Origin of the sequence: Curtobacterium sp. TXMA1 (genome assembly GCF_020162095.1) — a bacterium.
GTDB lineage: Bacteria > Actinomycetota > Actinomycetes > Actinomycetales > Microbacteriaceae > Curtobacterium.
Genome location: NZ_CP083910.1, coordinates 1,777,494 through 1,798,710 on the forward strand (window position 1 = coordinate 1,777,494; position 21,217 = coordinate 1,798,710).

Sequence of the window (21,217 nt, forward strand, 5' to 3'; positions counted from 1 at the left end):
CTACGAAGCAGCACCGACATCCGTCCGGGCGTGGCGGGCTACCCGAGTGCGTCGAGAGCGAACGTGACACCCGTCACCCGTTCGCTGGCCGTCCACAGTCGCGCCGCGACGGTCCGGTCGTGCGCGCGCGGACGCGCGGGCACCAGGGTCGGCGATCCGGCGAACTGGAGCGGACCGCCGGGCCCCCAGTACTCCCCCGAGCGGACACCGTCGCCCACCGCGGCGTGCACGAGCGGCCACGCCCCGGCGTCCTTGCCCTGCGCCACCCAGCCCGATCCCGCGCGCATCCACGCCGGTTCCGAGCGCGTCGGAGCGACGTCCGGGCGGGGCGGTGCGGCGGCGTCGAGTGCCAGTCCCGGGTGCGCGACGACGCTGCGGATCCGCGAACCCGCGTCACCGAGCCGCTGCGCGAGCTCGAAGCCGAACAGCATCACCGCGAGCTTGCTCCTGCTGTACTGCCGGTGCCCCTCGTACCGGCCGACCGCGAGGGGGTCGGTACGGTCGAGCGTGGCGAAGCGGTGCGCGATGGAACCGAGGTGCACGACCCGACCGGTGTCCTGGTCGAGCGCGGGCAGTGCCAGGGCCGTCCAGGCGAAGTGCCCGAGGTGGTTCGTCCCGACCTGCAGCTCGAACCCCTGCGCCGTGCGTTGCGGCCGGGCGGACCCGACGACGCCGGCGTTGTTGAGGAGCGCGTGCACCGGCCCGAGTCCCGGCAACTCCGAGGCTGCCTAGCGGACGCTGCCGAGGTCGGCGAGGTCGAGGTGCAGGTGCACCAGGTCGGCGTCGTCCACGTGCTTCCGGATGCTCCGCTCGGCAGCGCCCCCGCGGTCCGGGTTGCGCGTCGCGAGCACCACGCGGTGTCCCTGCGCCGCGAGCTGTTCCGCCGCGTGGTACCCGAGCCCGGCACTCGCACCCGTGACGACGACGGTGCGCCGCCCCGGCTCCGGGGTGTCAGCGGACATGCCCGGCGGACTCCATCTGGCGCAGCGCCTTCTTCAGGTCCTGGACCTCGTCACGGAGCCGTGCCGCGAGCTCGAACTTGAGCTCGGCCGCGGCCTGCAGCATCTGGTCGTTGAGGTCGGCGATGGTGGCCTCGAGCTGGGTCGCGCCCTCGCCGGCGATGCCCTCGCGGCGCAGGTTCGGCGTGGGCGACCGACGGCCGTCGGCGGCCGGACGACCCTCGAGCAGCGCCTTGGTGTCATCGCTCTCGCGCTGCAGCACCTCGGTGATGTCCGCGATCTTCTTGCGGAGCGGCTGCGGGTCGATGCCGTGCTCGAGGTTGTACGCGACCTGCTTCTCGCGACGCCGATCGGTCTCCTCGATGGCCTGCTGCATGGAGTCGGTGATCTTGTCGGCGTACATGAGCACCTGGCCCGACACGTTGCGGGCGGCACGACCGATCGTCTGGATGAGCGACGTCGACGAGCGGAGGAACCCTTCCTTGTCGGCGTCGAGGATCGCCACGAGGGACACCTCCGGCAGGTCCAGACCTTCCCGGAGCAGGTTGATGCCGACGAGCACGTCGTACACGCCCTGGCGCAGCTCGGTCAGCAGCTCGACGCGCTTCAGGGTGTCGACGTCCGAGTGCAGGTACCGCACGCGGACCCCCGCGTTCCCGAGGAAGTCCGTGAGCTCCTCGGCCATCCGCTTGGTGAGGGTCGTGACGAGCACCCGCTCGTCACGCTCCACGCGGAGCTTGATCTCCTCGAGCAGGTCGTCGATCTGGCCGTCGCTCGGCTTCACCACGATCTCCGGGTCGACCAGGCCGGTCGGACGGATGATCTGCTCGACGACGCTGTCCGTCACGCCGAGCTCGTACTTGCCCGGGGTCGCGGACAGGTAGACCTTCTGACCGACGCGCTCGAGGAACTCCTCCCACGTCAGCGGTCGGTTGTCGAGGGCGCTCGGCAGGCGGAACCCGTGCTCGACCAGGGTGCGCTTGCGGGACGCGTCGCCCTCGTACATCGCGCCGATCTGCGGCACGGTGACGTGCGACTCGTCGATGACGATGAGGAAGTCGTCCGGGAAGTAGTCGATGAGGCAGTGCGGCGCCTCGCCCGCATCACGCCCGTCCATGTGCCGCGAGTAGTTCTCGATGCCCGAGCAGAACCCGATCTGCTCCATCATCTCGATGTCGAACGTCGTGCGCATCCGGAGCCGCTGCGCCTCGAGCAGCTTGCCCTGGCCCTCGAGCTCGGCGAGCCGCTCGGCCAGTTCGTCCTTGATGCGCTCGATCGCCCGGTGCATCACGTCGGTGTCGGCCACGTAGTGCGACGCCGGGAAGATCGAGACACCGGGCAGGTCCGCGATGACGCTGCCCGTCAGCGGGTGCAGCGAGGTCAGTGCCTCGATCTCGTCACCGAACATCTCGATGCGGATCGCGTGCTCCTCGTACATCGGGATGATCTCGATGGTGTCGCCGCGCACGCGGAAGGTGCCCCGCGCGAAGTCGACGTCGTTCCGCTGGTACTGCATACCGACGAACTTGCGGACGAGCTGGTCGCGCGAGATCGTCTGGCCGACGTGCAGCGCGATCGACGCGTTCATGTACTGCTCCGGCGTCCCGAGGCCGTAGATGCAGGACACCGTGGACACCACCACGACGTCGCGACGACTGAGCAGCGAGTTCGTCGTCGAGTGGCGGAGTCGCTCGACCTCGGCGTTGACCGACGAGTCCTTCTCGATGAAGGTGTCCGTCTGCGGGACGTACGCCTCGGGCTGGTAGTAGTCGTAGTACGAGACGAAGTACTCGACCGCGTTGTTCGGCAGCAGCCCGCGGAACTCGTTCGCCAGCTGCGCGGCCAGGGTCTTGTTGTGCGCGAGCACGAGCGTCGGACGCTGCACCTGCTCGATGAGCCAGGCCGTCGTCGCCGACTTGCCCGTACCGGTCGCACCGAGGAGCACCACGTCGGTCTCACCGGCGTTGATCCGGCCGGCGAGCTCGGCGATCGCCGCCGGCTGGTCACCGCTCGGCGAGTACTCGCTGATCACCTCGAAGGGACGGATCGCCCGGGTGGGCTCGATCGACACTGCCATGCTGACCACGGTAGTCGGGACCCCTGACACCGTGCGGCCCTGATCGCCCACAGCAGAGCGCGAGCGCGACGGCGCCGGACCGGCTCACCCGGCGATGCGCTCCCACACCTCGTCCGCCGACCGGAGGGTGTCCGCGAGCGAGCCGGTGGCGTCGACGACGTGGTCCGCGAGCGCGAGTCGCTCCGCGTCGGACGCCTGGGCGGCCACCCGTCGCTCGGCCTCGTCACGGGGCAGCCCCCGGTGCGCGACGAGCCGCTCGACCCGCTGCGCCGCGGGGGCGTCGACGACCACGACCGCGTCGAACCGGATCGGCCGACTGTCCCGCGCCTCGGCGAGGAGCGGGACGTCGTACACGACGACGGCGCCGGGGTCGGCCGCCTCGGCCCGGTCGAACGCCTGCTGCGCGAGGCGCCAGACCTCGGGGTGGGTGATCGCCTCGAGGTCCTTCCGGGCGGCGGCGTCGGCGAACACGATGCTCCCGAGGGCGGGGCGGTCGAGCGAGCCGTCCGGCGCGAGCACACCCGTCCCGAACCGTTCCGCGACGCGGGCGAGCCCTGGGCTGCCCGGCGCGACCGCCTGCCGCGCGAGCTGGTCGGCGTCGACGACGACCGCGCCGTGCTCCGCCCAGCGCCGGGAGACCGTGGACTTGCCCGCGGCGATGCCGCCTGTCAGACCGATGATGCGCACCGCACCAGGCTACCCAGCACGTCGTGGAACGCCGGAAGCCCGGCACCCCATCAGGGATGCCGGGCTTCCGGGACGTGCGACCCGCTCGATCAGTTGTTCGAGCTGAGCTTCTCGCGGAGCGCCGCGAGCGAGGCGTCGTCGGCCAGGGTGCCCTGACCGTTCGACTCGCTCGAGAAGGACGACGAGGACGAGCTCGAGGCCGAGGCGGGGAGGTCGAAGCCACCCTTCTCCTCGTCGGCGATGGTCTTCGCGACCTGCGCCTTGTGGGCCTCCCAGCGCGACTGGGCGGCCGCGTACTGGGCCTCCCACTCGGTGCGCTGGGTGTCGTAGCCCTCGAGCCACTCGTTGGTCTCCGGGTCGAAGCCCTCGGGGTACTTGTAGTTGCCCTGGTCGTCGTACTCGGTCGGCATGCCGTAGAGCGCCGGGTCGAACTCGGTGCCCTCCGGGTCCACGCCCTCGTTCGCCTGCTTGAGGCTGAGCGAGATGCGGCGACGGTCGAGGTCGATGTCGATGATCTTGACGAAGACCTCGTCACCGACGGAGACGACCTGCTCGGCGAGCTCGACGTGCTTGTTCGAGAGCTCCGAGATGTGGACGAGACCCTCGATGCCGTCGGCGACGCGGACGAAGGCACCGAACGGCACGAGCTTCGTGACCTTGCCCGGCGCGATCTGACCGATCGCGTGGGTGCGGGCGAAGACCTGCCACGGGTCCTCCTGCGTGGCCTTGAGCGAGAGCGACACGCGCTCGCGGTCCAGGTCCACCTCGAGGATCTCGACGGTGACTTCCTGACCGACCTCGACGACCTCGCTGGCGTGCTCGATGTGCTTCCAGGAGAGCTCGGAGACGTGGACGAGACCGTCGACGCCACCCAGGTCGACGAACGCACCGAAGTTGACGATCGACGACACGATGCCCTTGCGGACCTGGCCCTTGTGGAGGTTGTTGAGGAAGGTGGTGCGCGACTCGGACTGCGTCTGCTCGAGCAGGGCGCGGCGCGAGAGGACCACGTTGTTGCGGTTCTTGTCGAGCTCCAGGATCTTCGCCTCGAGCTCCTGGCCCAGGTACGGGGTCAGGTCGCGGACGCGACGCAGCTCGATGAGCGAGGCCGGGAGGAAGCCACGGAGGCCGATGTCGACGATGAGACCGCCCTTGACGACCTCGATGACCGTGCCGGTGACGACACCGTCGGACTCCTTGATCTTCTCGACGTCGCCCCACGCACGCTCGTACTGCGCACGCTTCTTCGACAGGATGAGGCGACCTTCCTTGTCCTCCTTCTGGAGGACCAGGGCCTCGACCTCGTCGCCGACCTCGACGACCTCGTTGGGGTCGACGTCGTGCTTGATCGAGAGTTCGCGCGAGGGGATGACACCCTCGGTCTTGTAACCGACGTCGAGGAGGACCTCGTCGCGGTCGATCTTCACGACGGTGCCGGAGATGAGGTCTCCGTCGTTGAAGAACTTCAGGGTCTTCTCGACCTCGGCCAGGAAGTCATCAGCCGAGCCGATGTCGTTGATGGCGACCTGCTTGGGAGCCTTGGTCGTGGTGGTTGTCATGTAGAGATTGCTCCGAACGGACATGAGTCGGGCCGTGACGGCGAGGGAGCGACCCCTGGTCCGCACCTGTCGCAGGTGCGAGCCGTCGCAGCGGTGTGTGTGGTGGCGCGGATTGCGCCGATCGAGTCTAACCGGTGCGCGTCCGCGCAGACAACCGGGCGTGTCGCCCGGTGACGCCCGACGGACAGGAGGCACGTGGCGGGGCCGCCGCGCGCCTCCTGGCCGGTGCACCGCTGCCGGCGCCCGGGTCGGGTCAGCCGAGCAGCGCGCTCCGGAGCGTGTCGAGGCCGACGCCGCCGAGCGCGAGCGCGCGGTGGTGGAACGCCTTCAGGTCGAACGCGGCGCCCTCGCGGGCGGCGAGCTCGTCGCGGATCGACTCCCAGACGCGCTGCCCGACCTTGTACGACGGAGCCTGTCCCGGCCACCCGAAGTACCGGGCGACCTCGAACTGCACGAACTCCGGCGCCATGTTGACGTTCTGCCCCATGAAGTCGAGGGCGTACTCCCACGTCCAGCCGCCGCCGTCGGGGTTCGTCTTCTGCAGGTGCACGCCGATGTCGAGCACCACGCGGGCCGCCCGCATGCGCTGCCCGTCGAGCATCCCGAGGCGGTCGCCGTCGTCGTCGAGGAACCCGAGCTGCTCCATGAGCCGCTCGGCGTACAGTGCCCAGCCCTCGACGTGTCCGGACGGACCAGCGAGCTGACGGCGCCAGGTGTTGAGCTCGCCGCGGTTGTAGACCGCCTGGCTGATCTGCAGGTGGTGTCCGGGGACGCCCTCGTGGTAGACCGTCGTCTTCTCGCGCCAGGTGCCGAACTCCGTGACACCCTGCGGCACGGACCACCACATGCGACCGGCACGCGAGAAGTCGTCCGACGGGCCGGTGTAGTAGATCCCGCCCTCCTGCGTCGGAGCGATCCGGCACTCCAGGCGCTTGATCGGGTCGGCGATGTCGAAGTACTTGCCGTCCATCGCCCGGATCGACGCATCGCTCGTCTCCTGCATCCACCGCTGCAGGGCGTCCGTGCCGTGCAGGACCCGCGCGGGGTCGGCGTCGAGGACCTCGATCGCGCGCGCCACCGAGGCACCGGACTCGATGCGGTCCGCGATGCGCTCCTGCTCGTCACGCATGCGGGCGAGTTCCTCGATGCCCCACTCGTACGTCTCGTCGAGGTCGACGACCGCGCCGAGGAAGCGCCGGGAGTGCAGTTCGTAGTCCTCGCGTCCGACCGCGTCCACCGGGGTCGCGAGCGGCAGGAGCTCGTGCTCGAGGAAGCCACTGAACGACCGGTAGGCGGCGGCTGCGACCTCGGCGCCGCGGACCAGCTCGGCGCGGATCGCGTCCGGGACCGGCGCGCCGCCCTCGAGCGTGGCACCGTCGACGAGCTGCCGGAAGAAGCCGTCCTCGGCGCCGTTGCGCGCGGCCTGCTCGGCGATGAGCTCGACCTGTCGCTTCGCGGGCGTGACCTGCTCGCGCGTGCCCTGCAGCAGGGTCTCGCGGTAGCCCTCGAGGGCGTCCGGCAGCGCGTGGAGGCGCCCGGCGACGTCCTGCCAGTCGTCGGTCGTCGCGGTCGGCATCAGGTCGAGGACGTCGCGGAACTCCTGCGCGGGGCTCGCGATCACGTTGAGGTTCCGCAGGTGCAGCTTCCGCTCGTGCGACTCGACGACCAGGTCGAGCTCCGCGCCGAGGTCGGTCTTCGTCACGCGGTCCACGTCGTCCGCGGCCTCGGCTGCGTCGAGGGCGCGGCGGGCGGAGCGGGCAGCGTCGGCCATCGCGTCGGCACCGGCGGGCGAGGTGTCGCCGTACCCGTCGGTGCGCCCCGGGACACCGATGTAGGTGGCGACGGTGGGGTCGAGGTCGACGAGGGTGGACACCCAGTCCTCGGCGACGCGGTCGACGGCGGACGGCTGGCGGACGGGTCGGGCTTCGCTCATGGTCCGACCCTACCGATCGGCGCGACGCAGGCCGAGGTCCTGCTCACCGGACGCGGGCGGCGACGCGAGACGCCGGCGTCGGGTCCGCGCCGTCGGGTCCGCGAGACGGGGGCGTCGACGCGGGACACCCCCTTCTGAGCGAGACGCCGTCGGATCCGGCGGCGTCTCGCCGAGCCGGCGGCGTCTCGCCGAGCCGGCGGCGTCTCGCCGAGCCGGCGGCGTCTCGGCGCCAGCACGGCGTCTCGGCGCCAGCACGGCGCGAGGCGACGGACGACGGACGGGAGGCACGGTGCCAGCTGGCACCGTGCCTCCCGTCCGGGGTGGTCGCGTCGCGACCCGTGGCGCTCAGGTCCGCAGCGCTCGGACCGCGGCGCTCAGTGCGCCGCGGCCTCCCAGTTCGGGCCGACGCCGACGGAGACGTCGAGCGGCACGCTCAGCTCGGCGGCCGCTCCCATCCGCGTCCGCAGGATCTCCTCGACGCGCTCCTGCTCGCCGGGCGCGACCTCGAGGATGAGTTCGTCGTGCACCTGGAGCAGCAGGTGCGACTCGAGCGAGCCCTCGCGCAGGTCCTCGTCGACACCGAGCATCGCGATCTTCATGATGTCGGCGGCCGAGCCCTGGATCGGCGCGTTCAACGCGGCGCGCTCGGCGTTCTCGCGCAGCACGCGGTTCGGGCTCTTCAGGTCGGGGAACGGACGACGGCGACCGAAGATCGTCTCGGTGTAGCCGTCCTCGCGGGCCTGCTCGACGACGCCCCGGAGGTAGTCGCGCACGGCGCCGAACCGGGCGAAGTACTCGTTCATGAGCGTCCGGGCCTCGGACTGCTCGATGCGGAGCTGCTTCGACAGGCCGAACGGGCTGAGACCGTACGCCAGGCCGTACGACATCGCCTTGACCTTGGTGCGCATCTCCGGCGTCACGTCCGCAGGCTCGACCGAGAAGACGCGGGCGCCGACGAAGCGGTGCAGGTCCTCGCCCTCGTTGAAGGCCTGGATCAGCCCGGGGTCGCCGGACAGGTGCGCCATGATGCGCATCTCGATCTGCGAGTAGTCGGCGGTGACGAGCGTCGTGTACGGCTCGGCGACCGCGAAGGCCGACCGGATGCGGCGTCCGACGGCGGTCTTCACCGGGATGTTCTGCAGGTTCGGGTCGGTCGACGAGACGCGGCCGGTGCTCGTGCCGGTCTGCTCGTAGCGGGTGTGGATGCGCCCGTCGACGACGGCGGCGTCGAGCGTGTCGACGATCTGCCGGAGCTTCGTCGCGTCACGGTGCTGCAACAGCAGGCCGAGGAAGGGGTGCGGGTGCTGCTCCTGCAGGTCGGCGAGACTCGCGGCGTCGGTCGAGAAGCCCGTCTTCGTCTTCCGGGTCTTCGGCATCGCGAGCTCGGTGAACAGGACCTCCTGCAGCTGCTTCGGCGAGCCGAGGTTCACCTCGTGCCCGATCTCGGCGAAGGCCTGCTGCGCGAGCTCGGCGGCCCGCTCCCCCAGGTCGTGCGACAGCCCGGTCAGCACGGGACGGTCGATGCCGACACCGATGGTCTCCATGCCCGCGAGCACCGGGACGAGCGGCAGCTCGATCGTGTCGAGGACACGGAGCGAGGACTCGTCGACCCGCGAGCGCAGGGCGGTGTCGACGCGCAGGACGTACCAGGCGTGCACGCCGACGTTCACCGGCTCGGTCTCGGGGACGAGCTGGTTCGGGTCGGCAGTCGGCAGTTCCTCCCCGAGCTCCTGGTAGACGAGGTCGGCGAGGGGCTGCCCCTGCTTGCCGGGCTGTGCGAGCCACCCGGTGATGCGGGCGTCGCCGGCGATGCCGTTCACGGTGATGCCGACCGTGCCGAGAGCCTTGATCGCGGCCTTGGCATCGTGGAAGTGCTTCGGGGCGTCGGAGGCGAACCACGCCGCGAGCTGCTCGTAGTCCTTCGCGCCGCTGCCGCCGGGCACCAGGACGGCGTCGTCGTGGGTGGCGATGCCGATCGCGCTGAGGCGGCCGTCGATGACCTCGACCGCGACGCCGAACCCGTTCTCGGCGTCGTTCGCGCCCTTGCGCTCGAGCCAGTAGCCGAGCTCCTCGTCGATGACCGTTGTGACCTTGGGTGGGGTGGGGGCGCCGCTGTCGACCGAACCGGGGGCGTCGCTCAAATCGCTCGGCTCGCCGGTGCCCGCGACCTTGAACACACGGTCGAGCAGGGTGCGGAACTGCAGCTTCGCGAAGAGGTCGCGCACCGCCTGCTCGTCGAGCGGTCGGAGCGCGACGTCGCCGGGGCCCACGGGCAGCTCGACGTCGTTGACGAGCCGGTTCAGCCTGCGGTTCCGGATCGCCCGGTCCTTCTGCTCGCGCAGGTTGTTGCCGACGACGCCCTTGATCTCGTCGGCGTGCTCGAGCACCCCGTCGAGCGAACCGTACGCGGTGATCCACTTCACCGCGGTCTTCTCGCCGACCTTGTCGATGCCGATCAGGTTGTCGCTGGTCTCCCCCACGAGGGCGGCGATGTCCGGGTACTGGTGGGGCTCGATGCCGTAGCGCTCGTACACCTTGTCGCGGTCGTAGCGGGTGAGCTCAGAGACGCCGCGCACCGAGGGGTAGAGCAGCGTGACGTCGTCGTTGACGAGCTGGATGGAGTCACGGTCACCGGACACGACGTAGACCTGGTAGCCCTGCTCGGACCCCTGGCGGGCGAGGGTCGCGAGGATGTCGTCGGCCTCGTAGTCCTCCTTCGTGACCGTCGTGATGCCCATCGCCTCGAGCGCCTGCTGCAGGAGCGGGATCTGGCCCTTGAACTCCGGCGGGGTCTCCGAGCGGGTGCCCTTGTAGTCCTCGTACTCGCGCGTGCGGAAGGAGAACCGGGAGATGTCGAACGCGACCGCCAGGTGGGTCGGCTTCTCGCGCTGGAGGAGCATGAGCAGCATCGAGATGAAGCCGTGGATGGCGTTCGTGTGCTGCCCCTCGCGGTTCACGAAGCTGTCGACCGGGAGCGCGTAGAAGGCCCGGAAGGCGAGCGAGTGGCCGTCGATGACCATGAGGGTAGGCTTTGCGGAGTCCGACACCCGGACAGCCTACCGACGCCATCCGACACGGGAGTCCTGCGCGCGTGACCGACGAAGCGACCACCACCGGAACCGTCGACGAACGGCTCGCCGACCGCGGCATGGGCGAGCTCGCCACGAAGATGGGCATGGAGATCACCGAGCTGAGCGCTGAGCGTGCCGTCGGGTCGATCCCCGTCGAGGGCAACCGCCAGCCGGTCGGCCTGCTGCACGGCGGCGCGTACGTCGTGCTCGCCGAGAGCCTCGGGTCGATGGCCGCGAACGTGCACGCCGGCCCCGGACGCTACGCCGTCGGCATCGAGCTGAGCGCGTCGCACTCCCGGAGCGCCACGAGCGGCCGCGTCACCGGGACCTGCACGGCGATCCACCTCGGCGGCACCCTGACGACCCACGAGATCGTCCTGACCGACGACGAGGGACGCCGCTGCTCGACCGTGCGGATCACGAACATGATCCGCGAGCGGCGCTAGGGCCACCGACCGCGCTCAGTCCTCCGGCGGTCGCTGCAGCAGCAGGCGCGCGTCCCCGAACCCGAGCCGCCGGTAGAGCCGCTCGCCGACGACGCTCGAGTGCACCACGACGCGCTCCGCACCGGCCTCGTCCGCCACGTCGAGCAGCGCCGCGACGAGGTCGTTCGCCACGCCCCCGCCGCGCAGGTCCGGGTGCACGTAGACGCTCTGCAGCTCGGCCGCGACGCGTCCCCGCGGCCGGTGCGGCACCGGCGGACGGGCGTTCAGCGCGAGCCAGGCCATCCCCAGCACGACACCGCCCCGCTCCGCGACGACGCACCGGTGCCAGTCGGCGTGCTCGCCGGCGAAGGCGGTCATCGCCTCGCGGTACTCCTCGCGGGTCACCGTCGGCCCGCGGCCGTCCTCGTCGACGCTCCACCGCCACCGCAGGTCGGCGACCGCCGACATGTCCGCCGGTCGGGAGGCTCGGATCACCACGTCGTCCATGTCCCCACCCTGCCAGGTCACCGGCTCGGCGGGGCCGACCCACGCCTCCCGTCCGGCGGTCTGCCGCGCACTCGCGCTCGCGCTCGAGCCGTCTCCGACAACGCGCGCGTCGTTCGACGGGTGCGATGTCCTACGGTGCACGGGCATGCGATGCAGGCGCATCGTCCGACACTGCGCGCGTCGATCGACCGGTGCGGTGTCGCAGGATGCACGCACATCGACGGCCGCCGGAGTCGGAACGCAGAGAGCGCCGCCGGACCAGGTCCGGCGGCGCTCTCCGCGTGAGCGAGCGGGTGCTCGTTACTTCTTGGCGCTGAGCTGCTCGATGATCGCCTTCGCGACGTCGTGCATGGTCAGGCGGCGGTCCATGGACGCCTTCTGGATCCAGCGGAACGCCTCGGGCTCGGTGAGGCCCATCTTCTCGTTGAGCAGGCCCTTGGCACGGTCGACGAGCTTGCGGGTCTCGAAGCGCTCGACCAGGTCGGCGACCTCGGCCTCGAGCGTGATGATCTGCTGGTGCCGCGAGAGGGCGATCTCGATCGCGGGGAGCAGGTCGTTCGGGGTGAAGGGCTTGACGACGTAGGCCAGGGCACCGGCCTCGGTCGCACGCTCGACGAGGTCCTTCTGGCTGAACGCCGTGAGGAGGACCACCGGAGCGATGTGGTTCTTGGAGAGCTTCTCGGCAGCGGAGATGCCGTCGAGCTGGGGCATCTTGACGTCCATGACGACGAGGTCCGGGCGGAGGTCGGTCGCGAGCTGGACGGCGGTCTCACCGTCGCCGGCCTCGCCGACCACGTCGAACCCGTTGTCGCGGAGGATCTCGACGATGTCGAGACGGATGAGCGACTCGTCCTCGGCGACGACGACGCGACGCGGTGCTGCTGGGGTTGCTTCTGTGTCACTCACGACCGAGAGCCTACTAGACGGAGCGGGCGGCTTCCGTCAGCTGTGTACGAGTGGCGGGACGCTCGGTGTGCGCAGCCCCGCACGCCGTGAGCAACCTTGTACGAGTGGCGGGACGCTCGGTGTGCGCAGCCCCGCACGCCGTGAGCGACCTTGTACGAGTGGCGGGACGCTCGGTGTGCGCAGCCCCGCACGCCGTGAGCGACCTTGTACGAGTGGCGGGACTCGAACCCGCACGCCGTGAGGCAGAGCATTTTGAGTGCCCCGTGTCTACCGTTCCACCACACTCGCGAGGGCACCAGGCTAGCAGGACCGTCAGCCGGCCCCGGTCGTCACACCGGTACCAGCGGCTGCGGCTCCCCCGCCGGCAGCTCGACGCGGACGGCGTCGCCGGCACGGACCACACCGCCCGTCACGACCACGCCCATCACACCGCCCTTGCGCTCCACCGAGCCGTCCTCGGCCCGACCGAGGACCGCGCGCAGCAGCCCGGGGTCGAAGTCGTTGATCTGCTGGCACGGGTTCCGGAGCCCCGTCACGCGGACGCACGCCTCGTCCCCGAGGTGGAGCAGTGCCCCGGTCGGCAGCCCGAGCAGGTCGACACCGCGCGTGGTGACGTTCTCCCCCATGTCCCCGGGGACGACCACGTGCCCGGCCGCCGCGACCTCGTCGAACACCTCGGCGTGCAGCAGGTGGACCTGCCGCAGGTTCGGCTGCGAGGGGTCGCGGGCGACGCGCGACCGGTGCTGCACCGTCGTGCCGGCATGGGCGTCCCCCTCGACCCCCCACCCGGCGACGAGGGTGATCTCCTCGACGACGGGCTTGCTGAACCGGTGCTCGTCGTCGCGGCTCACCGCGACGACCCGTGCGTTGTCCTGGGAAGTGCTCACGTCTCCATCGTGGCAGACACGGGAGCCCGACCGACAGCGCGACCTGCTCCCGACGCGGCGCCGGTGGGTCCGTCCGGCCTGGGCAGGCGGAGCACGAACCGCGCACCGCCGAGCGTGCCGCCGTCCCCGTGGACGAGGGTGCCGCCGTGGGCGGTCGCGATGCCGCGGGCGATCGGCAGTCCGAGCCCGGCGCCGCCGGACCGGACGTCGCGGGAGTCCTGCAGCCGGACGAGCCGGTCGAACACCCGCTCCCGGTCCGCGAGGGGGATCCCCGGCCCGTCGTCCTCCACCACGAGGACCGCCTCGCCGTCGTCCTCGTCGAGCGTCACGCGCACCGTCCCCGTCCCGCCGGTGGCGCGTGCAGCGTTGTCGACGAGGTTGCCGAGCACCTGGGCCAGCCGGTCCGGATCGACCTCGGCGACGACGGCGCCCGAGGGCAGCTCGGTGTGCAGGGCGACGCCCGGCAGCCGGAGCTCGAGCCGGTCGACCTCGGCACGCAGCCACGGGACGAGGTCGGTCGTCCGTCGGTCGAGGGCGATGCCGCGGTCGAGCCGCGCCATCGTGAGCATGTCGTCGACGAGCCGGGCCGCCCGGTCCGCCTGGCGCACGACGTGCACGGCGAGCACCTCGGTCGTCGCCGGGTCGTCGCCGCCGCTCCGGACGAGGGTGTCCGCTGCTGCGCGGACTCCGGCAACTGGCGTGCGGAGTTCGTGTGCGGCGTCGGACAGGAACCCGCGCACTCGTTCCTCGGCGGCCACGGCCTGGGCCTCCGCGCCCTCGACGGCGTCGAGCATCTCGTCGAACGCGACGGCCACGCGGCCGATCTCGGTGTCGGTCCGCGCGGGCCGGAGACGCCGACCGCGGTCGCCGTCGGCGATGGACCGCGCGGTCGCGGTGACCTCGTCGAGCGGGCGCAGTGCCCGCCGGACGACCAGGACGACGCCGACCACGGCGACCCCGAGGAACGCCGCGGAGGCCCCGCCCATCACCCACGCGAGCTGCGCGAGGGTCTCCTGCACGTCGCGCGTCCCGGCGGTCAGGGTGATGCGGGTGCCGTCGTCGAGGACGGACCGGAGCGTGAGGACACCGTCGTCGTCGCGCACGCTGGACGACACGACGGACGCGCCCGACGTCGCCGCACCGGACCCGGAGGCGGAGCCGGACGACCCGGCCGACGACGACCCGGGGCCCGTCGACCCGGAGGACCGCTCGCGCGCTGCCGGTCCCGGCAGGCCTCCGGGGTCCGGCGGTCCCGAGCGCAGCTGCTCGGGGGTCGGACCGGCCTCGACCGCGGCGCCGTCGGGCTGCACGATCCGCACGGAGAGCCCCTGCGCCGACAGGCGGTCGGCCAGGTCGTCCGCGTCGAGCACCCCGACGAGCGCGGCGGCTGCGGCGGCCCGGTCCCGCAGTCGGTCCTCGACCTGCGCGCGGAGCCGGGCGCCGAGCACCGCCTCGACCGCGACGACGAGCCCGGCGAGCAGGACCGCGAGCAGCACGAGGACCGCGACGACGGTGCGCAGCCGCAGCGACGTCGTGCGCAGCCGACCGCCCGCGGGCATCACGCCGCACCCCGGTCCACGGCGAGCCGGTACCCGAGCCCGCGCACCGTGTGCACGAGTCGGGGCCCGTGCGCCTCCATCTTCCGGCGCAGCGCACTGAGGTGGACCTCGACCAGGTTCGGCGCGATGTCCTCGTACCCCCAGACCTGCGTCGTGATCTGCCCCTTCGAGACCGTTCGACCCCGGCTCTCGGCGAGGAACCGCAGCAGCCGGAACTCGGTGGCGGTCAGGTCGAGCAGGACGCCCCCGCGCCGCACGGTCGCACCCTCGGGATCGAGCACCAGGTCCCCGACCTCGATCACCGAAGGGACCCTCCCGCGCCGCCGCAGCACCGCCGTGACACGAGCCACGAGCTCGGCCATCGCGAACGGCTTCACCACGTAGTCGTCGGCCCCCTCGGCGAACCCGCGCAGTCGGTCGTCGAGCTCGTCCCGCGCGGTCATCATCACCACGGCCGCGTCCGACCGGGTGCGGACCCGCGCTGCGAGCAGGATGCCGCTCGGGCCGGGCAGCATCCAGTCGAGCAGGACGAGGTCCGGGGCGCCACGGTCGAGGTCCTCGGCGATCGAGCGCCCGTCGGACGCCTCGGTCACGACGAAGCCCTCGGCGCGCAGGGTCGCGGCGACGGCGGTGCGGAGGGAGTCGTCGTCCTCGACCACCAGGACACGTGCGGGTGCGTTCACGGCGGACACGGTAGGTGGGCACCGCCTGCAAGGAGCATGGAGGACGCTGGAGGATCCCTGTGCTTCAGTCCTGCTTCAGATTCGAGCTCGACCGTCGTCCTCGTCGCCGGACCGCCCCGGCCCGGTGACACCGACACGGAAGGCACACCATGCAGGACGAACGACACGACCAGCCCGTCACCGCTCCGGACCGTCGTCGACGCACGCTGCGTCGCGTGGGCATCGGCTCCGCGGCCGCTGCGGCGCTGCTCCTCGGCGGACTCGGCGTGACCGCGGCCGTCGCCGACGGCTCGGGCGCACCGAGCGCACCGAGCGCACCGACGGGAGCACCCAGCGGCGCTCCGAGCGGTGCACCCAGCGGCGCTCCCACGCCCGGCGCGAAGGGCGCACCCGTCGCACCGGGTACCGAGGGCACCGGGAAGGGCGCTGCTCCGGCCCCGGGCTGCGTGGCTGCCCCGCCGGCAGCCGGCGACGCACCGAAGCCGAAGGACGGCGACGCACCGAAGCCCCCGACGGGATCCGACGCGCCGAAGCCGCCGACGGACGAGAAGGCACCGGCGCCGAAGGACGGCGACGCGCCGACCCCGCCGAAGGGTTCGGACGCTCCGAAGCCGCCGCAGCCGGACCAGGACCGCGGCACGGACGGGTCCGGCACCCACGCGCCGACCTCGGGGTCCTGAGCCAGGCGGAGGGGCGCGGGAGGCGCACGTCGTCGGCTGACCGGTCGACGCACGTCGCGCCTCCCGGCCCGTCCGGCGTGACCGGGGTCGACCGCGGACGCCGACCGCCGGCCACGGGTACCGTCGGTGACCTCGCGGACCGAGCGGAAGGGGCACCCGTGGACTCTCGTGCCGTGCGGTCGTTCCGCGCGTTCGTCGTGGTCACGGGCGTCGTCGCGATCGTGCTCGGCATCGTCGCCGTGGTCTGGCCCGAGCCGTCCCTCGTCCTCGTCGCACTCGTCTTCGGCGTCTACCTGGTCGCGGCGGGCTCGATGCGTGTCGTCGCGGCCGTGCGCGGTCACGGCACGACCGCCGTCTGGCGCTGGACGTCGGGCACCGTCGGCAGCCTGGTCGGGGTCGCCGGTCTGGTGACCCTCGTCGACCCGGCCGTCCCGCTGCTGGTCTACGCCGTGCTCGCCGGGGTGGCGTTCCTGCTCGAGGGCGTCGCCGCGCTCGTGGGCGCGTTCGTGGGGCACCCTGGGTCGTCGCGACTGCCGACCGTGGTGAGCGGACTGCTCTCGCTCATCGGCGGTGTGGTCGTGCTCGTCGCTCCCGGACTGGCACTGACGGTGTTCACGGTGTTCTCGGGCATCGCCCTGGTCGTCGTCGGCGCCGCGGCGCTCCTGCTGCTGCCGCCGCGCGCGGCTGCTCGCCGCTGAGGCGCACCGAACGCAGCCGTGCACCGTCGGGGTGCCTCGTCGCACTGCTGCCCGCGGCGACGCTACGCGCTCCCGGTGCCGAAGAGCAGCCCCAGCCCGTAGGTCACGACGGCCGCCCCGAACCCGATCGCGAGCTGCCGGAGCGCGCGCTTGAGCGGCGAGGCCCCGCTCAGCACGCCCACGACCGCGCCGGTGCCGAGGAGCGCGATGCCGACCAGCACGGCCGCGAGGACGATCGCCGGCCACCCCTCGAGCCCGAACAGGTACGGCAGCACCGGGATGATCGCACCCGAGGCGAAGAAGCAGAAGCTCGAGACGGCCGCGCTCGTCCCGCTCCCCACGGCCTCGTGCTCGTCGGCCGCGGTGGCCGCGGTGACCGTCCGACCGCCGAGCACCTCTGCCGCGTGCTCCTGCGCCGCGGCCTCGTCCATGCCCCGCGCACGGTAGACGAGGGCGAGCTCGTTCGCGTCGACGTCCAGGTCGGCGACCGCCCGCCCGGCCTCGGGGTGCGGTGCGGAGGCGTCGAGCAGTTCGCGCTGCGACCGCACCGACACGTACTCCCCCGCTCCCATCGACAGCGCGCCGGCGAGCAGCCCGGCGATGCCGCTGAGGAGCACGAAGTGCCGGTCGGCACCCGAGGCGCTGATGCCGATGATCAGCGCGAGGTTCGAGACGAGTCCGTCGTTGGCCCCGAACACGGCGGCGCGGAAGGTGCCCGACAGGCGCATCCGACCACGGTTCGCGAGGCCCCGGACGACCTCGCCGTGGATCCGCTCGTCGGCCGCCATGCGTGCGGTCGCGTCGTCGTCGTCGGCGTAGGGCGAGCGGTCCTCGGCGCGCTGCATGAGCGCGAGGACGAACACCGACCCGAACCGCTTCGCGAGCGCGGCGAGGACTCGGGTGCGCAGACTGCCGCGGAGCGGTCGGCCGACGTCGTCGCCGAGCAGGTCGAGCCAGTGCTGCTCGTGCCGTCCCTCCGCCTCGGCCAGCGCCGCGAGGATCTCGCGCTCCTCGCCGGAGCGGCGCGTCGACAGGTTCCGGTAGACGGCTGCCTCGGCCCGCTCGTCCGCCAGGTAGCGGCGCCAGCGGCGGACGTCGGCTGCGGTCGGTGCGGTGGGGCGGTCGTCCTGGAGGCTCACGGCACCGATCCTGCCCGCTCACCTCGACGCGTGGTCGCGCCGCACCGCGGGTGGCCGGTTCCGGCACGTCGAGGCCGCCGCCCGGCCGCGATGAGACGCCCCCGTGACTGTGAGACGCCGCCGTCGCGGCGGGACGCAGTCGTTGCGGCGAGACGCCGCCGTCGCGGCGGGACGCCGCTGAATCCGGCGGCGTCTCCCTCGCTCCGGTCCGTCTCGCGCCGACGCCGGCGTGTCGAGACGCCGCTGACCGGACGGCGTGGGCGTGGGAGACGCGACAGGGCGCGGACCGGAGGCCGTGCGCGGTGTCGCGCCGTGCCTCCCGTCCGCGCCCTGTCGGCGTGCTGACCGGGTGCGGTGACCGGGGTCAGTCCCTGACGTAGGCGGGAGCCGCCTCGGCGTGCGCGTCGCCGACGCGGTGCACGCGCAGGTCGTTCGTCGAGCCCTCGAGTCCGGGGGGCGAACCCGCCGTCACGATCACCCGGTCGCCGGGGGCGGCGAGACCGTTCGCGAGCAGCACGTCGTCGACCTGCGAGAACAGCTCGTCGGTGTGGGTCTTGCGCTCCACCAGGAACGAGCGGACACCCCAGGTGAGCGCCATGCGGCGACGCGTGGCCTCGTTCGGGGTGAAGGCGATGATCGGCAGGCCGTGGCGGAGCCGCGACATGCGACGTGCCGAGTCACCGGACTCGGTGAAGACGCAGAGGTAGGACGCCTCGGTGAACTCCGCGATCTCGACCGCGGCGAGCGTGATCGCACCACCGAGCGTGCGCGGCTTCGTGCCGAGCGGGGCGATGCGCTCGAGACCGTGGTCCTCGGTCGACTCGACGATGCGGGCCATCGTGCGGACGGTCTGCACGGGGTACTCGCCGACGCTGGTCTCACCCGAGAGCATGACCGCGTCCGCACCGTCGAGGACGGCGTTCGCGACGTCGGAGGTCTCGGCACGGGTCGGGATCGGCGACGAGATCATCGACTCGAGCATCTGCGTCGCGACGATGACCGGCTTCGCCATGCGACGGGACAGCTCGACGGCGCGCTTCTGCACGATCGGCACGGCCTCGAGCGGGAGCTCGACACCGAGGTCACCGCGGGCGACCATGATGCTGTCGAAGGCGTCGATGATCTCCTCGAGCGCGTCGACGGCCTGCGGCTTCTCGACCTTGGCGATGATCGGGAGGCGCTTGCCCTCCTCGTCCATGATCTCGTGGGCACGGTCGACGTCGGCGGCGTTGCGCACGAACGACAGTGCGATGAGGTCGGCGCCCTGGCGGATCGCCCAGCGGAGGTCCGCCTCGTCCTTCTCGCTCAGCGCGGGGACGTTGACGGCGACGCCGGGCAGGTTGATGCCCTTGTTGTTCGAGACCGTGCCGGCGACGACCACCTCGGTGCGCACGCGCACGCCGTCGGTGTCGAGCACGCGCAGGCGGACACGGCCGTCGTCGATGAGCAGCGGGTCGCCGGGCTTGACGTCCTGCGGCAGGCCCTTGAACGTCGTGCCGCAGATCTCCTTCGAGCCGGGGACGTCCTCGGTGGTGATCGTGAAGACGTCGCCGACGGCGAGCTCGTGCGGGCCGTCGGCGAACTTCGCGAGGCGGATCTTCGGACCCTGCAGGTCGACGAGGATCGCGACCGGCTTGCCGAGGTCCGCAGCGGCGCGACGGACGTTCTCGTAGTTCGCCTCGTGGACGCTGTAGTCACCGTGGCTGAGGTTGAGGCGGGCGACGTCGACGCCCGCTTCGATGATCTCCTTGACGGTCTCGTAGTCCGACGTAGCCGGACCGAGCGTCGAAACGATCTTTGCGCGTCTCAATGGATTCCTTCGTGTGGTGGGTGGTGCCGGTTTCCGCGCTGTGGGGCCGCGCGGAACGAGAGCAGGCCACCAGCACCCTATCGAGTGCCGGTGGCCTGCTGCTCATCGGTGGACCGGTGTTCCGTGTGCGTTCACGGCGTCAGACCGTGAGTGCGCGGTCGGTCGCCTTGACCGGTGCCGGCAGGATCGTCGAGCCCTCGAGGTACGCATCGACCTTCGAGGCAGCGGCGCGCCCCTCGGCGATCGCCCAGACGATGAGCGACTGGCCGCGGCCGGCGTCGCCCGCGACGAACACGCCGGGCTCGTTCGTCGAGTAGTCCGCCTGACGCGCGACCGCGCCGGACACCGTCGTGGGCAGTCCGAGCTGCGGCTCGATCGTGTCCGTCTCGGGGCCGGTGAAGCCCATCGCGATGAGGACCAGGTCCGCCGGGATCTCCCGCTCGGTGCCGGCCTTCGGGACACGACGGCCGTCGAGGTACTCGGTCTCGGCGACCCGCAGCGCGCGGACCTCGCCGGCGCTGTTGCCGAGGAACTCGACGGTCGAGGCGAGGAAGTGCCGCTCGCCGCCCTCCTCGTGGGCGCTCGTGACCTCGAAGACGGTCGGGAACATCGGCCAGGGCTGCTCGGACGGACGCTCGAGCGGCGGCTGCTTGCCGATCGCCAGGTTCGTCACGCTGAGGGCGCCCTGGCGGTGGGCCGTGCCGATGCAGTCCGCACCGGTGTCGCCGCCGCCGATGACGACGACGTGCTTGCCCTCGGCCGTGACCTGGTTGTCGACGGTCGTCCCCGCGTTCGCCTTGTTCTGCTGGACGAGGTACTCCATGGCGTAGTGCACGCCCGCCAGGTCGCGCCCGGGGATCGGCAAGTCACGCGGCACCGTCGCACCGGTCGCGACGACGACCGCGTCGTAGCGGGACTTCAGGTCGTCCCACGTGATGTCGACGCCGATCTCGACGCCGGCGCGGAAGCGGGTGCCCTCGGCCTGCATCTGCGCGAGGCGCGCGTCGATCTGGCGCTTCTCCATCTTGAAGTCCGGGATGCCGTAGCGGAGCAGCCCGCCGATCCGGTCGTCACGCTCGTAGACGGCGACGGTGTGCCCCGCCCGCGTCAGCTGCTGGGCGGCGGCGAGGCCGGCGGGACCGGAGCCCACGACCGCGACGGTCTTGCCCGTCAGGCGCTCCGGCGGGTGCGGGGTCACCCAGCCGTTCTTGTAGGCCTCGTCGATGATCGAGACCTCGACCTGCTTGATGGTCACCGGCGGCTGGTTGATGCCGAGCACGCAGGACGCCTCGCACGGGGCCGGGCACAGCTTGCCGGTGAACTCCGGGAAGTTGTTCGTGGCGTGCAGCCGCTCGATCGCCTGGCGGCCCTCACCACGCCACGTCAGGTCGTTCCACTCCGGGATGAGGTTGCCCAGCGGGCAGCCCTGGTGGCAGAAGGGCACGCCGCAGTCCATGCAGCGACCGGCCTGCCGCTTCAGGGCGCCGGACTCCTGCTGCTCGTAGACCTCCTTCCAGTCCATGAGCCGCACGGGGACGGGTCGACGGGGCGGGAGCTCGCGCTCCTGCACCTTGAGGAAGCCCTTCGGGTCAGCCACGGTTCGCCTCCTGCTCGTGCTGGGTGGTGCTGGGGATGGA

Annotated in this window: 16 protein-coding genes, 1 tRNA gene and 1 pseudogene; 3 read left to right on the forward strand and 15 right to left on the reverse strand. The window is 71.8% G+C overall.

The features are described from left to right. Positions 1-38: 38 nt before the first annotated feature. From LCG91_RS08450 to polA, 6 genes and pseudogenes are all read right to left on the reverse strand, one after another. Positions 39-962, reverse strand: a pseudogene (locus LCG91_RS08450) (SDR family NAD(P)-dependent oxidoreductase). Then, complete coding sequence (uvrB, locus tag LCG91_RS08455; RefSeq protein WP_175415968.1) at positions 952-3,036, reverse strand: excinuclease ABC subunit UvrB; 2,085 nt, start codon at positions 3,034-3,036, stop codon at positions 952-954. Before uvrB ends, LCG91_RS08450 begins: the two are co-directional and overlap by 11 nt. An 84-nt stretch (positions 3,037-3,120) precedes the next feature. After that, positions 3,121-3,723, reverse strand: a complete 603-nt coding sequence (gene coaE / locus LCG91_RS08460; protein WP_224441113.1) for a dephospho-CoA kinase — start codon at positions 3,721-3,723, stop codon at positions 3,121-3,123. Positions 3,724-3,812: 89 nt separating this feature from the next. Further along, entirely contained in the window at positions 3,813-5,282 is a 1,470-nt protein-coding gene (gene rpsA, locus LCG91_RS08465; RefSeq protein ID WP_058727787.1) for a 30S ribosomal protein S1, read from the reverse strand. A gap of 253 nt (positions 5,283-5,535) precedes the next feature. After that, complete coding sequence (locus LCG91_RS08470) at positions 5,536-7,215, reverse strand: DUF885 domain-containing protein (RefSeq protein ID WP_224441114.1); 1,680 nt, start codon at positions 7,213-7,215, stop codon at positions 5,536-5,538. A gap of 374 nt (positions 7,216-7,589) precedes the next feature. Continuing rightward, positions 7,590-10,262 carry a DNA polymerase I gene (gene polA / locus LCG91_RS08475; RefSeq protein WP_224441115.1) on the reverse strand — a complete coding sequence of 891 codons (2,673 nt, stop codon included), beginning with the start codon at positions 10,260-10,262 and terminating at the stop codon, positions 7,590-7,592. A gap of 101 nt (positions 10,263-10,363) precedes the next feature. Here polA and LCG91_RS08480 point away from each other — a divergent pair, with 101 nt between their 5' ends. Further along, a complete protein-coding gene (locus LCG91_RS08480) occupies positions 10,364-10,732 on the forward strand; it encodes a PaaI family thioesterase (protein ID WP_058730186.1) in 369 nt (122 codons plus the stop codon). Positions 10,733-10,747: 15 nt separating this feature from the next. Here the strand turns inward: LCG91_RS08480 and LCG91_RS08485 are convergent, their stop codons facing one another. The 6 genes from LCG91_RS08485 to LCG91_RS08510 all read right to left on the reverse strand — a co-directional run bounded on the left by LCG91_RS08485 (position 10,748) and on the right by LCG91_RS08510 (position 15,253). Beyond that, positions 10,748-11,218 (reverse strand): GNAT family N-acetyltransferase, encoded by a 471-nt coding sequence (locus LCG91_RS08485; protein ID WP_224441116.1) that lies wholly within the window; start codon positions 11,216-11,218, stop codon positions 10,748-10,750. Between the two features lie 300 nt (positions 11,219-11,518). After that, complete coding sequence (locus LCG91_RS08490) at positions 11,519-12,124, reverse strand: ANTAR domain-containing response regulator (RefSeq protein ID WP_022903868.1); 606 nt, start codon at positions 12,122-12,124, stop codon at positions 11,519-11,521. A 207-nt stretch (positions 12,125-12,331) separates the two neighbouring features. Continuing rightward, a tRNA-Leu gene (locus LCG91_RS08495) sits at positions 12,332-12,412 on the reverse strand. Positions 12,413-12,453: 41 nt separating this feature from the next. Beyond that, a complete protein-coding gene (locus LCG91_RS08500) occupies positions 12,454-13,011 on the reverse strand; it encodes an MOSC domain-containing protein (RefSeq protein ID WP_224441117.1) in 558 nt (185 codons plus the stop codon). Beyond that, positions 13,008-14,570, reverse strand: a complete 1,563-nt coding sequence (locus LCG91_RS08505) for a sensor histidine kinase (RefSeq protein WP_224443114.1) — start codon at positions 14,568-14,570, stop codon at positions 13,008-13,010. Before LCG91_RS08505 ends, LCG91_RS08500 begins: the two co-directional genes overlap by 4 nt. Then, positions 14,570-15,253 carry a response regulator transcription factor gene (locus LCG91_RS08510; protein WP_224441118.1) on the reverse strand — a complete coding sequence of 228 codons (684 nt, stop codon included), beginning with the start codon at positions 15,251-15,253 and terminating at the stop codon, positions 14,570-14,572. The genes LCG91_RS08505 and LCG91_RS08510 overlap by 1 nt, the downstream gene beginning before the upstream one ends. 149 nt (positions 15,254-15,402) lie before the next feature. Between LCG91_RS08510 and LCG91_RS08515 the strand changes: the two genes are divergently transcribed. Then, positions 15,403-15,933: a hypothetical protein gene (locus LCG91_RS08515; RefSeq protein WP_224441119.1), complete on the forward strand. Its 531-nt coding sequence runs from the start codon at positions 15,403-15,405 to the stop codon at positions 15,931-15,933. A gap of 158 nt (positions 15,934-16,091) precedes the next feature. Next, the gene (locus LCG91_RS08520; RefSeq protein ID WP_224441120.1) at positions 16,092-16,631 is read left to right on the forward strand and encodes an HdeD family acid-resistance protein; all 540 of its coding nucleotides are present in this window, start codon (positions 16,092-16,094) and stop codon (positions 16,629-16,631) included. Positions 16,632-16,693: 62 nt separating this feature from the next. Here the strand turns inward: LCG91_RS08520 and LCG91_RS08525 are convergent, their stop codons facing one another. The 3 genes from LCG91_RS08525 to LCG91_RS08535 form a co-directional block, all read right to left on the reverse strand. Next, entirely contained in the window at positions 16,694-17,770 is a 1,077-nt protein-coding gene (locus LCG91_RS08525; RefSeq protein WP_224441121.1) for a VIT1/CCC1 transporter family protein, read from the reverse strand. Positions 17,771-18,134: 364 nt separating this feature from the next. After that, the gene (gene pyk / locus LCG91_RS08530) at positions 18,135-19,580 is read right to left on the reverse strand and encodes a pyruvate kinase (protein ID WP_058729696.1); all 1,446 of its coding nucleotides are present in this window, start codon (positions 19,578-19,580) and stop codon (positions 18,135-18,137) included. Positions 19,581-19,719: 139 nt separating this feature from the next. Continuing rightward, positions 19,720-21,177, reverse strand: coding sequence for a glutamate synthase subunit beta (locus tag LCG91_RS08535; protein WP_058729695.1), 1,458 nt, complete (start codon positions 21,175-21,177; stop codon positions 19,720-19,722). Positions 21,178-21,217: the final 40 nt, after the last annotated feature.

Bases quoted from the DNA above. Each gene is read 5' to 3' on its own strand.
- rpsA (WP_058727787.1), bottom strand. From the start codon at position 5,282: ATGACAACCACCACGACCAAGGCTCCCAAGCAGGTCGCCATCAACGAC.
- LCG91_RS08470 (WP_224441114.1), bottom strand. From the start codon at position 7,215: ATGAGCGAAGCCCGACCCGTCCGCCAGCCGTCCGCCGTCGACCGCGTC.
- LCG91_RS08480 (WP_058730186.1), top strand. From the start codon at position 10,364: ATGGGCGAGCTCGCCACGAAGATGGGCATGGAGATCACCGAGCTGAGC.
- uvrB (WP_175415968.1), bottom strand. From the start codon at position 3,036: ATGGCAGTGTCGATCGAGCCCACCCGGGCGATCCGTCCCTTCGAGGTG.
- LCG91_RS08515 (WP_224441119.1), top strand. From the start codon at position 15,403: ATGCAGGACGAACGACACGACCAGCCCGTCACCGCTCCGGACCGTCGT.
- LCG91_RS08485 (WP_224441116.1), bottom strand. From the start codon at position 11,218: ATGGACGACGTGGTGATCCGAGCCTCCCGACCGGCGGACATGTCGGCG.
- LCG91_RS08505 (WP_224443114.1), bottom strand. From the start codon at position 14,570: ATGCCCGCGGGCGGTCGGCTGCGCACGACGTCGCTGCGGCTGCGCACC.